The organism is Pseudomonas sp. CC6-YY-74, assembly GCF_002025205.1.
Classification (GTDB): domain Bacteria; phylum Pseudomonadota; class Gammaproteobacteria; order Pseudomonadales; family Pseudomonadaceae; genus Aquipseudomonas; species Aquipseudomonas paeninsulae.
In genome coordinates this window covers 3,613,598-3,635,096 of record NZ_CP019947.1, presented here as the reverse complement: position 1 = coordinate 3,635,096, position 21,499 = coordinate 3,613,598, and the positions used below count along the sequence as shown (strand labels likewise).

At 63.0% G+C, this 21,499-nt stretch carries 18 protein-coding genes, 1 pseudogene and 1 riboswitch; of the genes and pseudogenes, 10 read left to right on the top strand and 9 right to left on the bottom strand.

Going from position 1 to position 21,499, the window contains the following annotated elements; all coding sequences use genetic code 11:
* Positions 1-67 precede the first annotated feature (67 nt).
* From B2D37_RS16475 to ahcY, 5 genes are all read right to left on the bottom strand, one after another.
* Complete coding sequence (locus tag B2D37_RS16475; protein ID WP_079203704.1) at positions 68-1,924, bottom strand: DEAD/DEAH box helicase; 1,857 nt, start codon at positions 1,922-1,924, stop codon at positions 68-70.
* A 177-nt stretch (positions 1,925-2,101) separates the two neighbouring features.
* A complete protein-coding gene (locus B2D37_RS16470; protein WP_079203703.1) occupies positions 2,102-2,893 on the bottom strand; it encodes an ABC transporter substrate-binding protein in 792 nt (263 codons plus the stop codon).
* A 117-nt stretch (positions 2,894-3,010) separates the two neighbouring features.
* On the bottom strand, positions 3,011-4,384 hold the full coding sequence (ppnN, locus tag B2D37_RS16465; protein ID WP_079203702.1) for a nucleotide 5'-monophosphate nucleosidase PpnN: 1,374 nt from the start codon (positions 4,382-4,384) through the stop codon (positions 3,011-3,013).
* A gap of 258 nt (positions 4,385-4,642) precedes the next feature.
* A complete protein-coding gene (gene metF, locus B2D37_RS16460) occupies positions 4,643-5,488 on the bottom strand; it encodes a methylenetetrahydrofolate reductase [NAD(P)H] (protein WP_079203701.1) in 846 nt (281 codons plus the stop codon).
* A gap of 105 nt (positions 5,489-5,593) precedes the next feature.
* Positions 5,594-7,000, bottom strand: a complete 1,407-nt coding sequence (gene ahcY / locus B2D37_RS16455; protein ID WP_079203700.1) for an adenosylhomocysteinase — start codon at positions 6,998-7,000, stop codon at positions 5,594-5,596.
* A 23-nt stretch (positions 7,001-7,023) separates the two neighbouring features.
* A riboswitch (S-adenosyl-L-homocysteine riboswitch) is annotated at positions 7,024-7,118 on the bottom strand.
* 139 nt (positions 7,119-7,257) lie between these two features.
* Here ahcY and B2D37_RS16450 point away from each other — a divergent pair.
* From B2D37_RS16450 to B2D37_RS16440, 3 genes are all read left to right on the top strand, one after another.
* Complete coding sequence (locus B2D37_RS16450) at positions 7,258-7,878, top strand: TetR/AcrR family transcriptional regulator (protein WP_079203699.1); 621 nt, start codon at positions 7,258-7,260, stop codon at positions 7,876-7,878.
* Between the two features lie 180 nt (positions 7,879-8,058).
* Positions 8,059-9,573 carry a threonine ammonia-lyase, biosynthetic gene (gene ilvA / locus B2D37_RS16445; protein WP_371915405.1) on the top strand — a complete coding sequence of 505 codons (1,515 nt, stop codon included), beginning with the start codon at positions 8,059-8,061 and terminating at the stop codon, positions 9,571-9,573.
* Between the two features lie 122 nt (positions 9,574-9,695).
* Positions 9,696-10,136: a DUF2269 family protein gene (locus B2D37_RS16440; RefSeq protein ID WP_079203697.1), complete on the top strand. Its 441-nt coding sequence runs from the start codon at positions 9,696-9,698 to the stop codon at positions 10,134-10,136.
* A gap of 283 nt (positions 10,137-10,419) precedes the next feature.
* Here the strand turns inward: B2D37_RS16440 and B2D37_RS16435 are convergent, their stop codons facing one another.
* Entirely contained in the window at positions 10,420-11,073 is a 654-nt protein-coding gene (locus B2D37_RS16435; RefSeq protein WP_079203696.1) for an HAD family phosphatase, read from the bottom strand.
* 138 nt (positions 11,074-11,211) lie between these two features.
* Between B2D37_RS16435 and B2D37_RS16430 the strand changes: the two genes are divergently transcribed.
* Both B2D37_RS16430 and ptsP read left to right on the top strand, forming a co-directional pair.
* Complete coding sequence (locus B2D37_RS16430; RefSeq protein ID WP_079203695.1) at positions 11,212-11,691, top strand: RNA pyrophosphohydrolase; 480 nt, start codon at positions 11,212-11,214, stop codon at positions 11,689-11,691.
* A 19-nt stretch (positions 11,692-11,710) separates the two neighbouring features.
* Entirely contained in the window at positions 11,711-13,990 is a 2,280-nt protein-coding gene (ptsP, locus tag B2D37_RS16425) for a phosphoenolpyruvate--protein phosphotransferase (protein WP_079203694.1), read from the top strand.
* A gap of 19 nt (positions 13,991-14,009) precedes the next feature.
* Here the strand turns inward: ptsP and B2D37_RS16420 are convergent, their stop codons facing one another.
* Positions 14,010-14,756, bottom strand: a complete 747-nt coding sequence (locus tag B2D37_RS16420) for an NRDE family protein (RefSeq protein ID WP_079203693.1) — start codon at positions 14,754-14,756, stop codon at positions 14,010-14,012.
* A 141-nt stretch (positions 14,757-14,897) separates the two neighbouring features.
* Between B2D37_RS16420 and B2D37_RS16415 the strand changes: the two genes are divergently transcribed.
* The 4 genes from B2D37_RS16415 (at position 14,898) to B2D37_RS16400 (ending at position 18,517) form a co-directional block, all read left to right on the top strand.
* A complete protein-coding gene (locus tag B2D37_RS16415) occupies positions 14,898-15,680 on the top strand; it encodes a sulfite exporter TauE/SafE family protein (RefSeq protein ID WP_079203692.1) in 783 nt (260 codons plus the stop codon).
* Positions 15,681-15,689: 9 nt separating this feature from the next.
* Positions 15,690-16,493: a prolipoprotein diacylglyceryl transferase gene (gene lgt, locus B2D37_RS16410; protein WP_079203691.1), complete on the top strand. Its 804-nt coding sequence runs from the start codon at positions 15,690-15,692 to the stop codon at positions 16,491-16,493.
* Positions 16,490-17,284 (top strand): thymidylate synthase, encoded by a 795-nt coding sequence (locus B2D37_RS16405; RefSeq protein ID WP_079203690.1) that lies wholly within the window; start codon positions 16,490-16,492, stop codon positions 17,282-17,284. The genes lgt and B2D37_RS16405 overlap by 4 nt, the downstream gene beginning before the upstream one ends.
* Positions 17,285-17,449: 165 nt before the next feature.
* Positions 17,450-18,517 carry a transporter substrate-binding domain-containing protein gene (locus tag B2D37_RS16400; RefSeq protein ID WP_256573089.1) on the top strand — a complete coding sequence of 356 codons (1,068 nt, stop codon included), beginning with the start codon at positions 17,450-17,452 and terminating at the stop codon, positions 18,515-18,517.
* Between the two features lie 145 nt (positions 18,518-18,662).
* Here B2D37_RS16400 and B2D37_RS23800 read toward each other — a convergent pair.
* Positions 18,663-19,049 (bottom strand): annotated as a pseudogene (locus tag B2D37_RS23800) (GyrI-like domain-containing protein); the annotation flags it as partial.
* 161 nt (positions 19,050-19,210) lie between these two features.
* Between B2D37_RS23800 and B2D37_RS16390 the strand changes: the two are divergent.
* Positions 19,211-19,708, top strand: coding sequence for a hypothetical protein (locus B2D37_RS16390; RefSeq protein ID WP_079205006.1), 498 nt, complete (start codon positions 19,211-19,213; stop codon positions 19,706-19,708).
* Between the two features lie 314 nt (positions 19,709-20,022).
* On the opposite strand, the gene B2D37_RS16385 is transcribed toward B2D37_RS16390, so the two are convergent.
* A complete protein-coding gene (locus tag B2D37_RS16385) occupies positions 20,023-21,396 on the bottom strand; it encodes a GTPase/DUF3482 domain-containing protein (RefSeq protein WP_079203688.1) in 1,374 nt (457 codons plus the stop codon).
* Between the last annotated feature and the right edge of the window lie 103 nt (positions 21,397-21,499).

Sequence of the window (21,499 nt, the reverse complement as noted above, 5' to 3'; positions counted from 1 at the left end):
GGCGTTTTTGCAGGTGCAGAAACGACAACGCCGACCCTGAGGTCGGCGTTGTCGTTAAGCGTGCTGCTTAGCTTTCGCGATTACGCGTCAGCAGGGCAGGCTTCTCGCCGCGCGGACGACTGCTTGGCAGCTGGTCGAGTTGCTCGGGCGTCGGGAAGCGCTCAGTGCTGCGCGAACCTTTGTGCACGATCACCGGCTGCTTGTCACTAGGGCTCTTTACCGGACCCTCTTTGCGTGGCAGTTCATCGCGGTTGAGCGAGGTGGTGGTTTCACGCGAGTCGCGCGGCGGACGGGCGCGGCCGGAGGCATTGCGTCCTTGACCGCCCGAACCCTGGCGTTTGCCTTGGTTGGCTGTAGCGCCAGTACCGGCGCCTGCACCGCTGCGTGGGTTTTTGCTGGGTGTGCGTGGGGCTTGGCCAGCAGCATTGCTGGCGTTAGGACCCGAAGCAGGCGCACCGGGCCGACGGCCACGGTTCTGCTGCTTGTTCTGGTTCGGGCTGACATAGTCGGCCCGATTACCAAAGTTATCGATTTCGTCGTCGCGGAACTCATCCGGTGCCCGATCCGGTGGCAGGGCGGGTACTGCCGGCGCCGCAGCGCGGCCGGGTTGAGCGCTGCGCGGCTGCTGCGAACGGGCGGCCTGGGGCTTGGCCTTGCCGCTGTCCTTGCCCTTGTCCTTGCGCCCGCCGCCGTGGCGTTCGCCTTCAGGCTTGGCACCGCGGGGTTGGCGCGGCTTCTGCGGCTCGCGCACTTCCGGGCGCTCCGCCTCGACCGTGCTGGCGTCGAAACCGAGCAGGTCGCCATCGGCGATTTTCTGCTTGGTCATCCGCTCGATGCCCTTGAGCAGTTTTTCTTCATCGGGAGCGACCAGCGAGATCGCCTCGCCACTACGCCCGGCGCGACCAGTACGGCCGATGCGGTGAACGTAGTCTTCCTCGATGTTTGGCAGCTCGAAGTTGACCACGTGCGGCAGTTGGTCGATGTCCAGGCCGCGGGCGGCGATATCGGTGGCAACCATGATCCGCACGGCGCCGGCCTTGAAGTCGGCCAGGGCTTTGGTGCGAGCGTTCTGGCTCTTGTTGCCGTGGATCGCCACGGATGCCAGGCCATGCTTGTCGAGGTACTCGGCCAAGCGATTGGCGCCGTGCTTGGTGCGGGTGAACACCAGCACCTGTTCCCAGGCGCCGGCGCTGATCAGGTGAGCGAGCAGGGCACGCTTGTGGCTGGCCTGCAGGCGGTATACGCGCTGTTCGATGCGCTCGACCGTGGTGTTCGGCGGCGTGACCTCGATGCGCTCGGGGTTGTGCAGCAACTTGCCGGCAAGGTCGGTGATGTCTTTGGAGAAGGTCGCCGAGAACAGCAGGTTCTGCCGTTTTGTGGGCAGGCGTGCCAGGACCTTCTTCACGTCATGCACGAAGCCCATGTCGAGCATGCGGTCAGCTTCGTCCAGGACCAGGATTTCCACGTGGGACAAATCCACGGCACGCTGGCCGACCAGGTCAAGCAGGCGGCCGGGGCAGGCCACCAGGACGTCGACGCCCTTGGCCATGGCTTGCACCTGGGGGTTCGTGCCGACACCGCCGAAGATGCAGGTGCTGACGAATTTCAGGTCACGGGCATAGACCTTGAAGCTCTGGTGCACCTGGGCGGCCAGTTCGCGAGTGGGGGTGAGCACCAGTACGCGGGGTTGTTTCGGGCCGTGGCGGTGCTCGCGATCGGGGTGACCGTTGGGGAACAGCAGTTCCAGGATCGGCAGGGCGAAACCGCCGGTTTTACCCGTCCCTGTTTGGGCGGCAACCATCAGGTCGCGGCCTTGCAACACGGCGGGAATGGCCCGCTGTTGCACCGGGGTAGGCTGGGTGTAGCCCGCTGCCTCGATGGCGCGGACTAAAGCCTCGGAGAGACCGAGGGAGGCAAAGGACATGAGTAATCCTGTCTAGTGAGGGCGAGGCCCTATGGGGTGTATTACCTGACTTGAATCGCACTTGGGGGGTGCAATCCCGTCCGGTACTGCTGGTCTCTGGTGACTAGCATCCGGGCGCAAGCCTGGCGGGAAGGGTCGAGTATAACAGAGCAATGCCCTTGCGCAGCGTTCGCCTGCTTAATGGTTTGCCGTCTTGCCTGGGGGCTGTACTGCGAGTCGGGTCCGATCCGGGCTGTTGTAGCGTGCTTTCAAGGCGGCATAGGCTGGTTCATGTTTGAAGCGGCGCAGTTCACTGGCGAAGCGCTGGGCCAGTTGATCAAGCCCGGCATTGCGGCGCAGGCCCAGGTACAACTTGTCGCGACTGATGACCCGGGGATGATGCTGGATGTGCTCATCCAGGCCGGTCTGGGCCAGGATAAAGCGTCCACCGCGGCGGTCGTTGATCACCAGGTCGACCCGTTTGCGCACCAGCTTGCCGAAGTTGGCCGCGTGACTGGGGGCCGGTTCGCGGGTAAACAGCGTGGATTCACGGAAGTCCCGGTTGTTGTACCAGTAGCCGGCGGAGACGCCGATTTTCAGCCCGCGCAAATCCGTCAGGCGTTGAGATGGATGGGGATTGGCCTTGGCGTAGAACAGCACGAATTCGATCTGCGACAGCGGCTCGCTGGGAAACAGCATCAAGGCTTCGCGCTCCGGGGTGCGGAAGATGTCCAGAATGCCGTCGGCCTGGCCCTGTTCCAGCGCCATCAGGCAGCGCCGCCACGGTAGCAGTTGCCATTCGACCTCGACACCCAGTCGTTGCAGGACGATCTGCGCGGTTTCGTAATCGAGGCCGCGCAGTACGCCGTTGTCATCATGGATATAGGGTGGCCAGGCTTCGCTGACAATGCGCAGCGTCTGGCCCTGGGCCGCGAGGCTCAGGCCGGCGAACAGCAGCGCGGCGATTAATTGGCGGTGGAATAATGGCATTGCGCCAGATTACCCGGGCAACACGGTGCTGAAAAGTGGCCAAACGGTCTGATTTGGGTGGTTAGTTCACAAAACAAAAGGACATCGCGCCTTCCGGGGAGGGCGCGATAAACCGGTTCAGGTCACCAGTTTGTAGCAGGGCACGTAGGCCGTGTTGCCCGGTAGCTTCATGCGATGCTGGTCGACAAAGGCCTGCAGCAGGCGATCCAACGGCTGCATGATGTCCTGGTCGCCGGTGATTTCGTAGGGGCCATGCTGTTCAATCCGGCGGATGCCCTGGTCTTTGACGTTGCCGGCGACAATGCCCGAGAACGCGCGGCGCAAATGCGCTGCCAGTTCATGCACCGGCTGGTTGCGGGTCAGCTTGAGGCCGGCCATGTTCTCGTGGGTGGGTTCGAAGGGGTGCTGGAAGTTCTCGTCGATCGTCAGCAGCCAGTTGAAGTGGAAGGCGTCATTCTGCTTACGCCGGTACTGGGTGACCTCGTTGATGCCTTGTGCCATCTCCCGGGCCACCTGGCTCGGATCATTGATGATGATTTTGCAGCGTTGCTGCGCTTCAGGGCCGAGGGTGGCGCCAATGAATTCATGCAGCTGCTCAATGTAGGGCGCGGCTTTTTTCGGCCCGGTCATGATCAGCGGGAAAGGTAGGTCTTTGTTGGCCGGGTGCATCAGGATGCCGAGGAAGTACAGCAGCTCTTCGGCGGTGCCGGCGCCACCGGGGAAGATGATGATGCCATGGCCGACGCGGACGAACGCCTCGAGGCGCTTTTCGATATCGGGCAGGATCACCAGTTCATTGACGATTGGGTTGGGTGCTTCGGCGGCGATGATGCCCGGCTCGGTCAGCCCCAGGTAGCGGCCGTCGACGTTGCGCTGCTTGGCGTGGGAGATGGTTGCGCCTTTCATCGGTCCCTTCATCACGCCCGGGCCGCAACCGGTGCAGATATCCAGGCCGCGCAGGCCCAGTTCGTGGCCGACGATCTTGGTGTATTTGTATTCTTCGGTGCTGATCGAATGGCCGCCCCAGCACACCACTATTTTTGGTTCCACCCCGGCGCGCAGGGTGCGGGCGTTGCGCAGCAGGTGAAAGACGTAGTCGGTGATGCCTTTTGAGCTGCTGAAATCCACCCGCTTGTTTTCCAGTTCGCTCTGCGTGTAGACGATATCGCGCAGGGCGCTGAACAGCATTTCCCGGGTGCTGGCGATCATTTCGCCGTCGACGAAAGCATCGGCCGGCGCGTTGCGCAGCTCCAGACGAATGCCGCGATCCTGCTGAAGAATGCGAATCTCGAAGTCCGGGTAGGCTTCCAGGATGGTCTTGGCGTTGTCGCTGTGCGAACCGGTATTGAGGATCGCCAAGGCGCACTGGCGGAACAAGGCGTAAACGCTACCGGAGCCGGTCTCGCGCAGTTGTTGTACCTCGCGCTGCGACAGGGTTTCCAGGCTGCCCTTGGGGGTCACTGTGGCATTGGTGGTTTTTCTTGTGGTCATTTAGCGCTCCAAGGTTGTCATCCCGCTCAAACCATATAGGGCCAGAGGCGCGGTCAAAAGATGGGGTCGGGCAGTCCGGCAGCGTTTGCCCCGGCTTGATGCTGCTGCCGGGGTTCGCTTTACGGCTGCGTTGGCAATCAGCCTAACAGGCTGCGGCCAGCAAGCCTCGCCGTAGCGGGCCTGTGACCTGCAGCGCCATGTGGCCCGCCTGCAACCAGGCAGGAGGGGGCATGACGCACATAATGCCCGGCGCAGTTATCAGCGCGGCAGCTTGAGGTTGTTCCAGATTGCCAGGCTGGGGGCTGCCAGGTTCATGCTGTAGAAGTGCAGGCCCGGGGCGCCGCCTTGCAGCAGGCGTTCGCACATCTCGCTGATCACTTGCTCGCCGAAGGCGCGGATGCTGTCGCTGTCATCGCCATAGGCCTCCAGCTGCTTGCGCACCCAGCGCGGGATTTCGGCGCCGCAGGCATCGGAGAAACGTGCCAGCTTGCTGTAGTTGGTGATCGGCATGATGCCCGGTACCACCGGGATATCCACGCCCAGCTTGCGCACCCGCTCGACGAAGTAGAAGTAGCTGTCGGCGTTGAAGAAGTACTGGGTGATCGCACTGCTGGCGCCGGCCTTGGCCTTGCGCACGAAATTGGCGATGTCGTCCTCGAAATTGCGCGCCTGCGGATGCATCTCCGGGTAGGCGGCGATTTCGATATGGAAGTGGTCGCCGGTTTCTTCGCGGATGAAGCTGACCAGTTCGTTGGCGTAGCGCATCTCGCCGCTGGCCATGCCCATACCGGAGGGCAGGTCGCCGCGCAGGGCGACGATGCGCTCGATCCCGGCCTTCTGGTACAGGTGCAGCAGTTCGCGCAGTTCGGCCTTGGAATCGCCGACGCAGGACAGGTGCGGCGCCGTGCTCACGCCGACCTCGTTATTCAGCTGCAGCACGGTATTCAGGGTACGGTCGCGGGTCGAGCCGCCAGCACCGTAAGTGCAGGAGAAGAAATCCGGGTTGTAGCTCGCCAGTTGGCGTGCCACGTTCAACAGTTTTTCATGCCCGGCTTCGGTCTTGGCAGGGAAGAACTCGAAGCTGAAGCGGCGTTCTTGAGACATAAGAAAATTCCGTAGGGTGGGTTAGCCGAAGGCGTAACCCACCATGGTTCTCGATGGGTTAGGCCGCTGCGCGGCTAACCTGCGCGGCCCGACCCATCCTACGCATCAATAGCGATAGGCGTCCGGCTTGAACGGGCCTTCCTGGGTGACGCCAATGTACTCGGCCTGCTGCTTGGTCAGTTGCGTGACCACGCCGCCAAAGCCCTTGACCATCTCCAGTGCCACTTCTTCGTCGAGCTTCTTCGGCAGCACTTCGACGGTCAGGCGTTCGGCTTTCTGCGCGGCAGGCAGCTCGGCGTACTTCTGGCCGAACAGGAAGATCTGCGCCAGCACCTGGTTGGCGAAGGAACCGTCCATGATCCGGCTCGGGTGGCCGGTGGCGTTGCCCAGGTTAACCAGGCGGCCTTCGGCCAGCAGGATCAGGTAGTCGTCGTTGAGCGGATCGAGGTCTTTGCCGGTGCGGTGGATCTTGTGCACCTGCGGCTTCACTTCTTCCCAGGCCCAGTTCTTGCGCATGAAAGCGGTGTCGATTTCATTGTCGAAGTGGCCGATATTGCACACCACGGCGCGCTTCTTCAGGGCGGTGAGCATATTGGCGTCGCAGACGTTGACGTTGCCGGTGGTGGTGACGATCAGGTCGATCTTGCCCAGCAGGGCCGCGTCGATGCTGGCGGCAGTGCCGTCGTTGATCCCGTCCTTGAACGGTGAAACCAGTTCGAAGCCGTCCATGCAGGCCTGCATGGCGCAGATCGGATCGATTTCAGAGACCTTGACGATCATGCCTTCCTGGCGCAGCGATTGCGACGAACCCTTGCCCACGTCGCCGTAGCCGATCACCAGCGCCTGCTTGCCGGACAGCAGGTGGTCGGTGCCGCGCTTGATCGCGTCGTTGAGGCTGTGGCGGCAGCCGTACTTGTTGTCGTTCTTGCTCTTGGTCACCGAGTCGTTGACGTTGATCGCCGGGACTTTCAGGGTGCCGGCCTTGAGCATGTCGAGCAGGCGGTGCACGCCGGTAGTGGTTTCTTCGGTGACGCCATGCATCCGGTCGAGCATCGCCGGGTATTTGTTATGCAGGATTTCGGTCAGATCGCCGCCGTCATCGAGGATCATGTTGGCGTCCCACGGCGTGTCGCCAGCGAGGATGGTCTGCTCGATGCACCACTCGTATTCGGCTTCGGTTTCGCCCTTCCAGGCGAATACCGGAATGCCGGCGGCGGCGATGGCCGCTGCGGCCTGATCCTGGGTGGAGAAGATGTTGCAGGACGACCAGCGCACTTCGGCGCCCAGGGCGATCAGGGTCTCGATCAGCACGGCGGTCTGGATGGTCATGTGGATGCAGCCGATGATCTTCGCGCCCTTGAGCGGTTGCTCGGCGGCATACTTGCGGCGCATGCCCATCAGGGCTGGCATTTCCGATTCGGCGATGATGATTTCGCGGCGGCCCCAGGCGGCCAGGGAAATGTCGGCGACTTTGAAGTCGGTAAAACCGGCAGGCGTCAGTACAGCGCTCATAAATGAGTTCTCCATTCGTTTGTGTCGAATGGGCGCCGTTGGTGCGTATGGTTAACGCCCCATCCGAGCCTGACAAAACCCTGGGTCGACAGGGTTTGCTGCAGCGCCCCTCGGACAGGTGGCGGGAGCGACCGGGCTGTGCCGATCGTGTGAAACCCGGCGATTATAGCGATGCCGCGCGCCAAGCCCAAGGCTTTCCGTCGCCCGGGATGGACGTGGGTGGTAGCCTTGGCCAATTCCGCCGCAATGGACCGAGCATGGGCAATCACAAGAGCGAGATACGGCGACGCAATGTCGACAAAATCCTTCTGGCCGCCGAACAAGTCTTCGCGGAGAAGGGCTATGGCGGCACTGCCATGGGCGACATCGCCGGACAGGTCGGGCTGCCGCGATCCAACCTGCATTACTACTTCAGCACCAAGGACGACCTCTATCGCGCGGTGCTGCTCGGCCTGCTCGAGTTGTGGAAGCAGGACGCGCTGTGCTTCGAGATGTACGACGATCCGCGCGTGGTGCTCAGTACCTATATCCGCGCCAAGATGAACCACTCTCGCACCCGCGCGCATGGTTCCAAGGTCTGGGCCGACGAGATCATCCACGGCGCCCCCATGCTCGGCGCGACCCTGGATGACAGCCTGTACAGCTGGGCGAAGATGAAGGAGGCGAAGATTCGCCAGTGGGTGGACGACCGGCGCATCCTGGCGGTGGAGCCGTCGGCACTGCTCTACATGATCTGGGCCTCGACCCAGCATTACGCCGACTTCAGCCATCAGGTCGGGGTGCTCAACGAGCATCAGCCGCTGTCCGACCTGCAGTTCGAGCGGGCGGTGCAGACGGTGACCAGTGTGATTCTGCGCGGCATTGGCCTGGAACCTTGAGTCCGTGTCCGCGTTCGCGAACTCATTCGGCATGCATACCGCGCGATTGATGCGGATCGTCGCCCGGCTGCGCCCATGCCTTCGCCGCCAGTCCGGCAAAACCCCGGGCTGCGTATGGTCGTTCGGCGCGAGCCTGGGGTAGACTCGCTGACTCCCTCGAAAGCCGCCTGCGATAACGCCATGCTCGAACAGTACGTCAAGATGATCCTCACCTCGCGCGTCTACGACGTCGCGGTGGAAACTCCGCTGCACGCCGCCAACCAATTGTCCGAGCGTCTGGGCAACCAGATTCTGCTCAAGCGCGAAGACCTGCAGCCGGTGTACTCGTTCAAGATTCGCGGCGCCTACAACAAGCTGGCGCAGCTCTCGGTCGAGGAACGTGCGCGCGGGGTGGTTACCGCCTCCGCTGGCAATCATGCCCAGGGCCTGGCCCTGGCGGCCAAGGTGCTGGGGGTCAAGGCGACCATCGTGATGCCCAAGACCACGCCGGAGATCAAGGTCCAGGGCGTGCGCTCGCGCGGCGGCAAGGTGCTGCTGCACGGCGACAGCTTTCCCGAGGCGCTGGCCTATTCGTTGAAGCTGGTGGACGAGAAGGGCTACATCTATATCCACCCCTATGACGATCCGCACACCATTGCCGGCCAGGGCACCGTGGCCATGGAGATCCTCCGTCAGCAGCCGGGGCAACTGGACGCGATCTTCGTGCCGGTCGGCGGCGGCGGGCTGATCGCGGGCATCGCCGCCTACGTCAAATACCTGCGGCCCGACATCCGGGTGATCGGCGTCGAGCCGGATGACTCCAACTGTTTGCAGGCGGCCATGGCCGCTGGCGAGCGTGTGGTGCTGCCACAGGTCGGGCTGTTCGCCGACGGTGTCGCGGTGGCGCAGATCGGTCAGCACACCTTCGATATCTGCCGGCACCATGTCGACGAGGTGATCACCGTCAGCACCGACGAGATCTGCGCGGCGATCAAGGACATCTACGACGACACTCGCTCGATCACCGAGCCGGCTGGCGCCCTGAGCGTCGCCGGGATCAAGAAGTACATCGAACGCGAAGGCTGCACTGGCAAGGTATTGGTCGGCATCGACTCCGGCGCCAACGTCAACTTCGACCGCCTGCGCCACGTTGCCGAGCGCGCCGAACTGGGCGAGAAGCGCGAGGCGATCATCGCCGTGACCATCCCCGAGCAGCCGGGCAGCTTCAAGGCCTTCTGCGAGGCGATCGGTAAACGCCAGATCACCGAGTTCAACTACCGCTACCACAGCGACAAGGAAGCGCACATCTTCGTCGGCGTGCAGACCCACCCGGAAACCGACCCGCGCGCCGCCTTGGTGGAAAGCCTGCGAGGCCAGGGCTTCCCGGTGGTGGACCTGACCGATAACGAGCTGGCCAAACTGCACATCCGCCATATGGTCGGCGGTCATGCGGCGCGGGTGCGCGACGAGGTGGTGCTGCGCTTCGAGTTCCCCGAGCGGCCGGGCGCGCTGTTCAACTTCCTGCAGAAACTCGGTGGGCGCTGGAACATCTCGATGTTCCACTACCGCAACCACGGCGCCGCCGATGGGCGGGTGGTCGCTGGCCTGCAAGTGCCAGAGGCCGAGCGCCATCTGGTGCCGGCGGCGCTGGACGCGATCGGCTATCCATACTGGGACGAAAGTGAAAACCCGGCGTACACCCTCTTTCTGGGTTAACCGACCGGCGAGACATTCCTGCGTGCGATCGGGTGGCGTTGCCATCAGCCTCGCCCGACCGGCGTACACGACATTGCTTAACCACTTATTGCGTCGGTCATCCGACAGGGAACAACCGCCTCATGGATCCATACCTGCTTCTGCGAATCGCTCACAGCCTGCCCGCCATCCTGCTACTGCTTGGCGTGCTGGCCCATGTCTTCATGCTGTGGAAGGCCCGGCGTGGCGGCGATACGGTCATCTTGCAACGCAAGCTGCGGCGCACTCGCATGATCAGCCTGCCGCTGCTGGGCTTGCTGGCACTGAGCTTGCCGGTCAGTGGTTGGGGGCTGGTGAATCTGCGCGGTTGGCCGCTGGGGCAGACCTGGTTGCTGGGCGGCAGCATCCTGTTCGCGGTGATGATGCTCTTCGGCCTGTTGCTTGCCGGTCGCCTGGCCGCCTGGCAGGCACTGGGTGACACGCCAGCCTCTAGTCGCCTGCTGGGCTTTACCGCCGCGTATGCCGGGCTGATCGTCCTGTTGCTGCTGGTGATCATGGGCCTGATGGGCGCCAAACCCGCCTGACGGTGCAGGCACTCATGTAGATCCGTTTATGCGCAATGCTTCGTAGGAGCGGCGGGGCGCCTAGCCCATGCCCGCGATGCTTTTGCAGGCATGCCCTATCGCGGTCATGGGCCGCTCCTACGAAGCGGTGTAGGTGGAGACGCTTTTTTCATCCACCATCGTCGTTGGTGGATGAAAAAAGCGTCTTCACCCTGCACGGCTGCAGACCTTGCGCCTAAACATAGGGTCTAGAAGGGCCTGAGGCAGGCCTGTTCTTGGGCAACCTACAAGGGACAGGCGCTTTCTAGCGCAACGAGATCACCGGCCAGCCGCGTTTTTCGGCTTCGGCGCGCAGGTTCGGGTCGGGGTCGACTGCTACGGGGTGGGTGACTTGCTCCAGCAGCGCCAGATCGTTCATCGAGTCGCTGTAGAAGTAGCTGTCGGCCAGGCTGAAACCGGTTTCCGCCAGCCAGCGGTTGAGCCTGGTGACCTTGCCCTCCTTGAAGCAGGGCACGTCGGTGGTGCGCCCGGTGTAGCGCCCGTTGGCCATTTCACATTCGGTGGCCAGCAGGGTGTCGACGCCCAAGCGTGCGGCAATCGGCGCGGTGACGAAGCGGTTGGTGGCGGTGATGATCAACAGCTTGTCGCCGGCGCCGCGGTGTTCCTCGAGTAGGGCTTCGCCCTTGGCCAGGATCATCGGTTCGACGCAGTCGCGCATGAACTCGCGGTGCCACTGCTCGAGTTGCGCCATCTCGCTACGACCGAGAATTGTCAGGCTGAAATTCAGGTAGTCGGCGATATCCAGGCGGCCCGCCAGGTAGTCCTGGTAGAACTCGTCGTTGCGCGCCTTGTAGGCGATGCCATCGAGAATGCCGCGCTCACACAGGTAATCGCCCCAGGCGTGATCGCTGTCGCCGCCGAGCAGGGTGTTGTCGAGATCGAATAAAGCCAGACGCACAGGACACCTTTCATCAAAACCTAGAAGGGCCGTCAGGATAACGACTTTTATAAGAGCTGCCCATTCGGGTGCCTGCGTTGCTGCTGTCGCGACCTTTGTGGAACAATGCCGAACCATGCGTTTACGAGGTTGTGCGCCGTGATCGATCCTGATGGTTTTCGCCCCAATGTCGGCATCATTCTGACCAATGATGTTGGCCAGGTGCTCTGGGCGCGTCGGATAAACCAGGACGCCTGGCAGTTCCCGCAAGGCGGGATCAACGACTATGAGTCACCGGAAGAAGCGCTGTACCGCGAATTGAACGAGGAAGTCGGCCTGGAGCAGCAGGATGTGAAAATTCTCGCCTGCACTCGGGGTTGGTTGAGGTATCGTCTGCCTCAACGTCTGGTTCGCACCCACAGTCAACCGCTGTGCATCGGCCAGAAACAGAAGTGGTTCCTGCTGCGTCTGACGTCGGACGAACAGCGGGTGCGCATGGACCTGACCGGCAAGCCCGAGTTCGATGGCTGGCGCTGGGTCAGTTACTGGTACCCGTTGGGCCAGGTGGTCACATTCAAGCGCGAGGTCTATCGTCGCGCCCTCAAGGAACTCGCTCCGCGGCTGCTGGCGCGGGACTGATACGGACTAGAGCCGAGCCATGCTCAATACGCTGCGCAAGATCGTCCAGGAAGTTAATGCCGCCAAGGACCTCAAGGCGGCCTTGGGCATCATTGTGCAGCGGGTCAAGGAGGCCATGGGCAGCCAGGTCTGCTCGGTCTATCTGCTCGACCCGGAGAGCAACCGCTTCGTGCTGATGGCCACCGATGGCCTGAACAAGCGCTCCATCGGCAAGGTCAGCATGGCGCCCAACGAGGGCCTGGTCGGTCTGGTCGGCACCCGCGAGGAGCCGCTCAATCTGGAGAACGCCTCCGAACACCCGCGTTACCGCTACTTTGCCGAAACCGGCGAGGAGCGCTATGCCTCCTTCCTTGGCTCGCCGATCATCCACCATCGCAAGGTGATGGGCGTGCTGGTTATCCAGCAAAAGGAGCGGCGCCAGTTCGACGAGGGCGAAGAAGCCTTTCTAGTCACCATGAGCGCCCAGCTCGCCGGGGTTATTGCGCACGCCGAGGCAACCGGCTCGATCCGCGGCCTGGGCAGGCAAGGCAAGGGTATCCAGGTGGCCAAGTTCGTTGGCGTGCCAGGTTCGCCCGGTGCGGCGGTGGGTACGGCGGTGGTGGTATTGCCGCCGGCCGATCTGGAAGTGGTGCCGGATAAAGCCGTCGACGACATCGCCGCCGAGCTGACCTTGTTCAGCAACGCCCTGGAAGGCGTGCGCAGCGACATGCGTGCGCTGTCGGCGAAGATGGCCAGCCAGCTGCGCCCGGAAGAGCGTGCGCTGTTCGACGTCTATCTGATGATGCTGGAAGACGCCGCCCTGGGTAACGAGGTGGTCAAGGTCATCCGTACCGGCCAGTGGGCCCAGGGCGCACTGCGCCAGGTGATTGGCGAACACATCAATCGTTTCGAGCTGATGGACGACGCCTACCTGCGCGAGCGCGCCAGCGACGTCAAAGACCTCGGCCGCCGCCTGCTCGCCTATCTGCAGCAGGCGCGTCAGCAGACCCTGGTCTACCCGGACAACTGCATCCTGGTCAGCGAGGAGCTGTCGCCGGCAATGCTCGGTGAGGTGCCGGAAGGCAAGCTGGTCGGCCTGGTTTCGGTGCAGGGCTCGGGCAACTCGCATGTGGCGATCTTCGCCCGCGCCATGGGCATTCCCACGGTGATGGGGGTGGTCGATCTGCCCTATTCGAAGATCGACGGCATCCAGCTGATCGTCGATGGCTACCATGGCGAGGTGTTCACCAACCCCAGCGAGCTCCTGCGCAAGCAGTATGCCGAGGTGGTCGAGGAAGAACGCCAGCTGACCCAGGGCCTCGATGCCTTGCGTGGCTTGCCGTGCGAGACGCTGGACGGTTACCACATGCCGCTGTGGGTCAATACCGGTCTGCTTGCCGATGTGAAGCGTGCTCAGGAGCGCGGCGCCGAGGGCGTGGGTCTGTACCGTACCGAAGTGCCCTTCATGATCAAGGAGCGCTTTCCCAGCGAGAAGGAACAGCTCGCCATTTATCGCGAGCAGCTGGTCGCCTTCCATCCGTTGCCGGTAACCATGCGCAGCCTGGATATCGGTGGCGACAAGTCGCTGAGCTATTTCCCGATCAAGGAAGAAAACCCCTTCCTCGGTTGGCGCGGCATCCGTGTCACCCTCGACCACCCGGAAATCTTCCTGGTGCAGACCCGCGCCATGCTCAAGGCCAGTGAAGGCTTGGATAACCTGCGCATCCTGTTGCCGATGATTTCCGGGATTCAGGAGCTGGAAGAAGCGCTGCACTTGATTCACCGCTCCTGGGGCGAGGTGCGCGACGAGGGCGTCGACATCCCGCTGCCGCCGGTTGGGGTGATGATCGAGATCCCCGCAGCGGTCTATCAGGTGCGCGAGCTGGCGCGTCAGGTCGACTTTCTCTCGGTCGGCTCCAACGACCTGACCCAGTACCTGCTGGCGGTGGACCGCAACAATCCGCGCGTCGCCGAGCTCTACGACTTTCTCCATCCGGCAGTGCTGCAAGCGCTGTGCAAGGTGGTCGAAGGCGCCCATGCCGAAGGCAAGCCGGTGAGTATCTGTGGCGAAATGGCCGGTGATCCGGCGGCGGCGGTGCTGTTGATGGCGATGGGCTTCGATAGCCTGTCGATGAACGCCACCAACCTGCCCAAGGTCAAGTGGCTGCTGCGTCAGATCAGCCTGGGCAAGGCCAAGGAGCTGCTGGCCCAGGTGATGACCATCGACAATCCGCAGGTGATCCACAGCACCCTGCAGCTGGCCCTGCGCAACCTTGGCCTGGGTCGCATGATCAATCCGGCGTCGGGTATCCAGGCCTGAATCCCATGCGGGGTGCAGCCTAGCGCTCGATCCTCACCTCGTTCAGCTGTCCGCCCAAGGGGCCGTAGCTGCGCTCGACCAGGGTTCGCGAACCGTCGGCCTTGACCAGCAGCACCGTGCTGGCACGGGTGCCATAGCTGTGGGTGGCGATGAAAATGCTCGAGAGCAGGCGTTCAGTATTCAAACCCATGCCGGTGTCGGGTAGGCGAGCGTCTTCGGCTTGTTGGCGGTCATGGAGCAGGTCCAGCAACGCCGGAATCTGCGGCGCTATCAGGCACTCGTCGAGCAGCGCCTTGGCTTTTTCCACCTTGGGCCAGGGTGTGTCCAGTTCGGCATTCGACAGGCCGTAGAGCCCCGCCGTCAGTTGCACGGGCTCGCCTGCGCGCGAATTCAGCAGCCAGAGCTGCTGCTGATCGCCGAGTAATAGGTTGAAACCAGAATAGTCCCCGGCGCGTTGCGCTAGCTCGCGCAAAAAGGCTTCTGGGCCGAGCGGGCCACTCAGGAACTGGATGGGAAGTTCGCCCCTGGAGCGACCTCGCGGCGGCTGGCGGGGGTCGCGGATATTAGTCAGCGCGGCGAAACGGCCCTTGGCGCCGATGCCCAGCCAGGTGCCCCCGGCCTGTTGGTCGCGCCCGGCGATCACCCCAGGCATGTCCGGCCATTGCGCCAACGGCAAGCTGGGGCGGTCATAGAATTCGTCGCGGTTGGCTGCCATGACCAGTGGCAACTCGTGGCCTGGACGCCAGGCGAATACGATCAGGCACATGGGAATCCTATCGGGGGGCAGTAAGCTTGAGGTACTAAGATTGAAGCGCAGCTGCCCGATTGCGCAAGTCTCGGCTTCAGCTTCGCGCTTCCCGCATCTGCCTGCGACGATTACCATTGCGCATTGTTTTCGGGGGTGGCGATGGAAATCTTGCTGTATTTAGTGCTCGGCGCCGCTGCCGGCGTGCTGGCCGGCATGTTTGGTGTCGGTGGCGGGATCATCATCGTGCCGGTGCTGGTATTCAGTTTCGCCGCCCAGGGTTTCGATGCAGCGGTACTGACCCATCTGGCGGTGGGGACTTCTCTGGCGACCATCGTCTTCACGTCGGTCAACTCGATACTGGAGCACCATCGCCGAGGCGCGGTGCGCTGGCCGATCTTCGTCTGGATGACTCTGGGCATCCTGCTGGGCGCGGCCATGGGGGCGATGACCGCCGCGGCGATTAAAGGGCCGCAGCTGCAGAAGATCATCGGCGTATTCGCGATCCTTATCTCCCTGCAGATGGCCCTGGATCTTCGACCCAAGGCCAGCAGCTCGGTCCCCGGCAGGCTGGTGTTGGCCGTCGCCGGCGGGGTGATTGGCTGGGCTTCGGCGATTTTCGGGATTGGCGGCGGTTCGCTCAATGTTCCCTTCCTGACCTGGCGCAGTGTGCCTATGCAGCAGGCGGTGGCCACTTCCGCGGCCTGCGGCCTGCCGATTGCCGTGGCCGGTGCGCTGACCTTCATGTGGCTGGGCTGGGACAGCCCGCAATTGCCGCAGTGGAGCCTGGGCTTCGTCTATCTGCCGGCCATGGCCGGGATTGCCGCCACCAGCATGTTTTTTGCCCGTTTTGGTGCACGCCTGGCGCATCGTCTGTCGCCCCGCCTGCTCAAGCGCCTGTTCGCCTTGCTGCTATTCAGCGTTGGCGTGAATTTTTTGATGTGAGGAATTAACATGCTGGCTTACCCGCAGATCGACCCCGTGGCAATTGCCCTGGGACCATTGAAGATTCACTGGTATGGCCTGATGTACCTGATCGGCATCGGTGGCGCCTGGTGGTTGGCGTCGCGCCGGCTAAATGCCTTCGAGCCGAGCTGGAACAAGGAAAAGCTCTCCGACCTGGTGTTCTGGGTGGCCATGGGGGTGATTCTCGGTGGACGCCTGGGCTATGTACTGTTCTATGACCTGGCCTCGTACATCGACCAGCCGAGCCTGATCCTGCAGGTATGGAAGGGCGGCATGTCGTTCCATGGCGGCTTTATCGGCGTGATGCTAGCGACCTGGTGGTTCGGCCTGCGTAACGGCAAGAGCTTCTTCCAGCTGATGGATTTCATCGCGCCGCTGGTGCCGATCGGTCTGGGTGCCGGGCGCATCGGCAACTTCATCAACGCCGAACTCTGGGGCAAGGCCACCGACGTGCCTTGGGCCATGATCTTCCCGACCGATCCCGAGCAACTGGCGCGCCACCCCTCGCAGCTCTACCAGTTCGCGCTGGAGGGCGTGGCCCTGTTTGTCATCCTCTGGCTCTACTCGCGCAAGCCGCGGCCGACCATGGCGGTGTCCGGCATGTTCGCCCTGAGTTATGGGATCTTCCGCTTCATCGTCGAATTCGTCCGGGTGCCGGACGCTCAGCTCGGTTACCTCGCCTGGAACTGGCTGACCATGGGCCAGGTACTCAGTCTGCCGATGATCTTCGGCGGCCTCGGCTTGATCTGGTTCGCCTACCACCGCCATGCCGCCCAGGGAGCCGTCCGATGAAACAGTACCTCGACCTGATGCGCCTGGTGCGCGACACCGGCACCTTCAAGAACGACCGCACTGGCACCGGCACCTACAGCCTGTTCGCCCAGCAGATGCGCTTCGACCTGGCCGCGGGTTTCCCCCTGGTCACCACCAAGAAGTGCCACCTGAAATCGATCATCCACGAGCTGCTGTGGTTTCTTCAGGGCGACACCAACATCAAGTACCTGAAGGACAACGGCGTACGCATCTGGGACGAGTGGGCCGACGAGAACGGCGACCTTGGCCCGGTCTACGGCTATCAGTGGCGCAACTGGCCGGCGCCGAATGGCCAGTCGATCGACCAGATCAGCACGCTGATCGAGATGATCAAGACGAATCCGGACTCGCGCCGCCTGATCGTCTCGGCCTGGAATCCCGCGCTGGTCGAGCAGATGGCCCTGCCGCCCTGTCATGCGCTGTTCCAGTTCTACGTCGCCGACGGCAAGCTGAGCTGTCAGCTGTACCAGCGTTCGGCCGACATCTTCCTCGGCGTGCCCTTCAATATCGCCAGCTATGCGCTGTTGACCCTGATGGTCGCCCAGGTCTGCGGCCTGCAGCCGGGCGAGTTCATCTGGACTGGCGGTGACTGCCACCTGTACGCCAACCATCTCGAACAGACCGACCTGCAACTGTCCCGCGAGCCGCTGCCGCTGCCGACCATGCAACTCAACCCGGCAGTGAAGGACATCTTCGCCTTCACGTTCGAGGACTTTGAACTGCTCGGCTACCAGGCGCATCCGCACATCAGTGCGCCGGTCGCGGTCTAGTGCTCTGGCGCTAGGCCCTAGGCTGTTGTGCAAACGCCGCAGCGCCCAGCCGAAGAACACCAGGCCGATAGCGATCATGCACGGGAGCAGGCCGGCAACCGGGCCGCAAGCGTTGCCGGTAGTTTTGTTACCCTGACACTTTGTTGGTTGGGGAGGAGTCTGCTTGTGCCTAGGATTTTGATCATTCTGCTGCTGTGTCTGATGGGGTTGCCCGCCGCTGCGCAGGAGTCGAGCGCGCCAGTCTTGCGGGTGGGCATTAACGAGGTGCCGCCGTTCGTCATCCGCGAGCCCGATGGCAGTTGGCGCGGCATCAGCATCGATCTGTGGAAGGCGGTCGCCGAGCAGTCGGGCTATCGCTACGAGCTGCTGCCGATGCCGTTCGAGCACCTGTTGCCGAGCCTGGAGGACGATCAACTGGATGTGGTAGTCGGCGCCCTGACCATGACCGCCGAGCGCGAGGAGCGCTTCGACTTCACTCATCCGTTCTATCGCACCGGGCTGGCCATCGGCGTACCGAAGGGTGGCGATGGCAGTGGCTGGGCGGCGGTCAAGGGTTTGCTGTCCTGGCAGTTCGTCAGCCTGATCCTCGGCCTGGCGGTGTTGATGCTGGTCGTTGGCGGCCTGCTCTGGCTGTTCGAGCGGCGGCATAATCAGGAGCAGTTCGGCGGCACCCCGGTGCAAGGCTTGGGTTCCAGCTTCTGGTGGGCGGCAGTGACCATGACCACGGTCGGCTACGGCGACAAGGCGCCGGTGACCCTGGGCGGGCGGCTGATTGGCCTGGTGTGGATGTTCGCCGGCTTGATCATGGTGTCGACCTTCACGGCGGCGGTGACCAGCGCGCTCACGGTGGGCAACCTGCAGGGCGGAATCCAGGGGCCGGAGGATCTGCGGCGGGCTCATGTGGCGACTATCGAAGGCACCATCAGTGCCCGCTACCTGGACAGCCTGCGGATTCGCCGTAGCGATTACCCCGGCCTGCTCGAGGCGATGCGCGCGGTACAGCAGGGCGAGGCCGATGCAGTGGTCTACGACCTGCCGATCATGCAGTACCGCAATGGCGAGCTAGGCGAGGGTGGATTGCGCATGCTGGCCGGCACCTTCGAGAACCAGTCCTACGCGTTCGCCCTGGCCAACGGCAGCCCTTACCGCGAGCGGCTCAGCCAGGAAGTGCTGCGTATAACGAACGACGCTGACTGGAGCAAGGTGTTGGAGCTGTACCTGGGAAGGCCCTGAAAGGGTATTTACAAATTACTGCGCTCGGCCATGCTGCGTTGAAATCAGCCTCTGAGAAAAGGTGAAAAAATCCTCGACCACTGCGACCGTCTCCGGCGGCGCGCGGCTGACAATGCGCGACGCAAAAGATGGCAGCACTGCAGAGGCGCACGACTAGGTAGCGACCGCCAGGGATGACCATCTCGCGAATGCCGAACCCATACGGCGCCACGGCCTCGTGACGCTCGCCGCACATGGCGAAGCGCAATGCCTGCGCAGGTGGGGTAGCGGGGGTGCCGTAGGGAATGCCCAAGGTGCGGCTCGATGCCAGCGGCGACGGTCCGCTCTGCATACGCCACTGGATAAATTTGCCCACGCTCTTATCGATAAGCTTCGTTGGCCCGCAATGCTCAAGGGCTGCGACCCGGACTTCGGAGAATTCCACGGTCGGTACTTGCATGATGATGGTCCTGGAACAGTGAGGGATGACGAACACCAAATGCCATGTCTGCCAGTTCGACTCCTTCCTGAACGCACTCTGAGTCATAGCAAACGGTGAAAAGGGGACGGATTTATGTATAGGGCGGACGTTCAGAGCAGGAAAAATAAATCTTCCCCCCCTTTGGCCGACGAACCCAGCCAAGACTGAATACAATGTGCGCACGATTATCCCGGGCCATGAATATGGCTGCACTGGACAAGGAACTCGCCTCCATGGCCTCCCCAGATAAACAGAAAAAACGCGCCCAGCGGGCCAAGGTCAAGGCCAAGCAGAACCGTTCGGGCAAGTCCCAAGCCAATGTCGTACATCCGCTGCTGGCCAATCCGCTGATCAACGAACCGTTCGATGATGTCGAAATCGACCTGAGCACCTTCGATTTCAAAGACATCGAAGAAAACGGTTTCGACCCGGCGCACTTCGACGACCTGTTCCAAGCGATGAAAGTCGGCGAAGGCATCAGTCTGATCGCGATGTGCGTGGTGTTCCTGCAATACCCGGTGTTGGAACTGGTGGTCGCTGAGGAGGCGGAAGACGCGGCCACCGACTTCATGATGGGCCTGCTGATTACCTATCGCGGGATCTTCCACGATGAAGACGAAAACACGGCAGTGGAATGGATCGGCGGCGACGCCTTCCAGCATGCCTACAACGAAGCGTCGATGATCCTGCAGAAGAAGAACGCTCGCGGCTCCCCAGGCGCCCGCGCCTAAAGAGGAAACGGAGGAAAGGGAACGGATTTATTTATAGGGCGGACGGTCCGCTTGTGGTCGATTTCTGCCGGTGACCAACGCCTGCTACGGGGCGGAAACTGCCTGCCGGGCAACGACCGCCATCAACCACCTCAGACGTGCTGCCATCGATGAGGATGAGGCCATCTGTGGTCGCGCTATATCCATATCTCCACCCATTGGACGCCTAGCGAGGGCCTGCTGCAGCACAGCACGGCGGTGCCCATTGCAACAACAGGCCATCTACGGGTGCAAGCCAGGGCGGAGTGTACGCACGCCCCTCGGCTTCTATCTGGCTACGACGCCGACAACGTCGCGCTCAGCACCTCGACCTGCTCCTGACGTTCTGCCTGTTGCAGGCGGGCGCCTGGGTTGAGTGAGGACCATTCGGGATGGGCGCGGGCCTTGTGCAGGGCGTCGGGCAGTTTGCCCTCGCGCCATAGCGCCTCTTGCGGTGCGGGCAGCGTGATGGCCTGCACCGCCGCATGGCCGCGGGCTTCCAGGGTTTGCAGGAGTAATTGTTGGCGCAGGGCGAGCAGGCGCAATACGGCGTCGTCCACGGTCAGTTCGCGCTGGCCCTTGAGCTTGCCTTTCAGGCGGGTGCCATAGCCGCGCAGGGTCTGCGCGCTGCCGCCGATCAGGGCGCCGAGGACGGCCGCGGCGCCGAGGGTGACGCCGCCGACCAGCAGGTCGATGCCAACTCCGGTGGCGGCGCCAGCGGCCATGCCGCCGCCGACCTTGACCCCGAGCTGCTTGAGGGTTTCCGGGTTGAACAGGTCGTCACCCCAACGGCCGTCGAGCAATGGCACTGCTTCGGCCTTGGCGTCGTCCTGGCGGAAGGCGTAAAGCCGTAGCAACGCTTCGACGCAACGCTGCTCGCGCTGGCGGATGGTTTCGCGCAGTTCGCGGATCGCGCCCTGTTCCAGGGTTGGCTGGGCCGCCACGCTACGCCGGCAGGCGGCGCAATCGAGCAGCAGTTCGGCGATCAGGCGGGTGCCGTTGTGACGGCGGGCCTGGCGCTGCGCCTCGTGGTCGTCGATCAGCCGTTGCAGTTGTGGCCGGGCTTTTTCTTGCAGCAGGGCCAGGCTCTCGTAGAGGCGGCGTTCGCCATCCAGCGGCGGCGCCACGCTGTCGAAGGCGACCCGCGCATGCAGGCCAAGGCGGGCCAGAGCCTCGCGCCAGTCGTCTTCGCGGTGCTGATGGCCGGCGACGAAGTTCAGCACTGGCAGCAAGGGCCGGCCGCACATGGTGAGTATCGCCAGTTCGTCGCGGTACTTGGCCAGTACCGGCTCGCGGGCGTCGATCACATACAGGCCGGCGTCGGAGGCGAGCAATTGGCGCAGCACCTTGGCCTCCTGTTCGAAACGCTGGCGCGCCTCGCTGCCATCGAGAAAGCGCGCCAGCCGGGCGGGGCCATCCAGGCGTTCGCCGGGGCGGTCCAGACGTTCCAGGTAGTCGAGCAGGGCGATGGCGTCTTCCAGGCCGGGGGTGTCGTACAGCTCCAACAGCGCCAGACCGTCCACCGACAGGCGTACACCCTCGACATGGCGGGTGGTGCTGGGGCGATGTGAGACCTCGCCGAAACCGACATCGCGGGTCAGGGTGCGCAGCAGCGAGGTCTTGCCGACATTGGTGTGACCGACCACGGCCAGCTTGAGCGGGTGGTTCATCGTCGCCCCCGTAGTTGCCATGTGCATGCGCAAGGTCTGCGTCGCTCTGGTAGCCCGGATGCAATCCGGGGAGGCTTGCCGAGCGGGATAAAGCGCCCGGATT

Coding starts and splice junctions, on each gene's coding strand:
- B2D37_RS16390 (WP_079205006.1), top strand. CDS start 19,211: ATGGCCTCCCCAGATAAACAGAAAAAACGCGCCCAGCGGGCCAAGGTC.
- B2D37_RS16415 (WP_079203692.1), top strand. CDS start 14,898: ATGGAAATCTTGCTGTATTTAGTGCTCGGCGCCGCTGCCGGCGTGCTG.
- B2D37_RS16475 (WP_079203704.1), bottom strand. CDS start 1,924: ATGTCCTTTGCCTCCCTCGGTCTCTCCGAGGCTTTAGTCCGCGCCATC.
- lgt (WP_079203691.1), top strand. CDS start 15,690: ATGCTGGCTTACCCGCAGATCGACCCCGTGGCAATTGCCCTGGGACCA.
- ahcY (WP_079203700.1), bottom strand. CDS start 7,000: ATGAGCGCTGTACTGACGCCTGCCGGTTTTACCGACTTCAAAGTCGCC.
- metF (WP_079203701.1), bottom strand. CDS start 5,488: ATGTCTCAAGAACGCCGCTTCAGCTTCGAGTTCTTCCCTGCCAAGACC.
- B2D37_RS16450 (WP_079203699.1), top strand. CDS start 7,258: ATGGGCAATCACAAGAGCGAGATACGGCGACGCAATGTCGACAAAATC.
- B2D37_RS16440 (WP_079203697.1), top strand. CDS start 9,696: ATGGATCCATACCTGCTTCTGCGAATCGCTCACAGCCTGCCCGCCATC.
- B2D37_RS16385 (WP_079203688.1), bottom strand. CDS start 21,396: ATGAACCACCCGCTCAAGCTGGCCGTGGTCGGTCACACCAATGTCGGC.
- ppnN (WP_079203702.1), bottom strand. CDS start 4,384: ATGACCACAAGAAAAACCACCAATGCCACAGTGACCCCCAAGGGCAGC.
- ptsP (WP_079203694.1), top strand. CDS start 11,711: ATGCTCAATACGCTGCGCAAGATCGTCCAGGAAGTTAATGCCGCCAAG.
- B2D37_RS16470 (WP_079203703.1), bottom strand. CDS start 2,893: ATGCCATTATTCCACCGCCAATTAATCGCCGCGCTGCTGTTCGCCGGC.
- ilvA (WP_371915405.1), top strand. CDS start 8,059: ATGCTCGAACAGTACGTCAAGATGATCCTCACCTCGCGCGTCTACGAC.
- B2D37_RS16420 (WP_079203693.1), bottom strand. CDS start 14,756: ATGTGCCTGATCGTATTCGCCTGGCGTCCAGGCCACGAGTTGCCACTG.
- B2D37_RS16405 (WP_079203690.1), top strand. CDS start 16,490: ATGAAACAGTACCTCGACCTGATGCGCCTGGTGCGCGACACCGGCACC.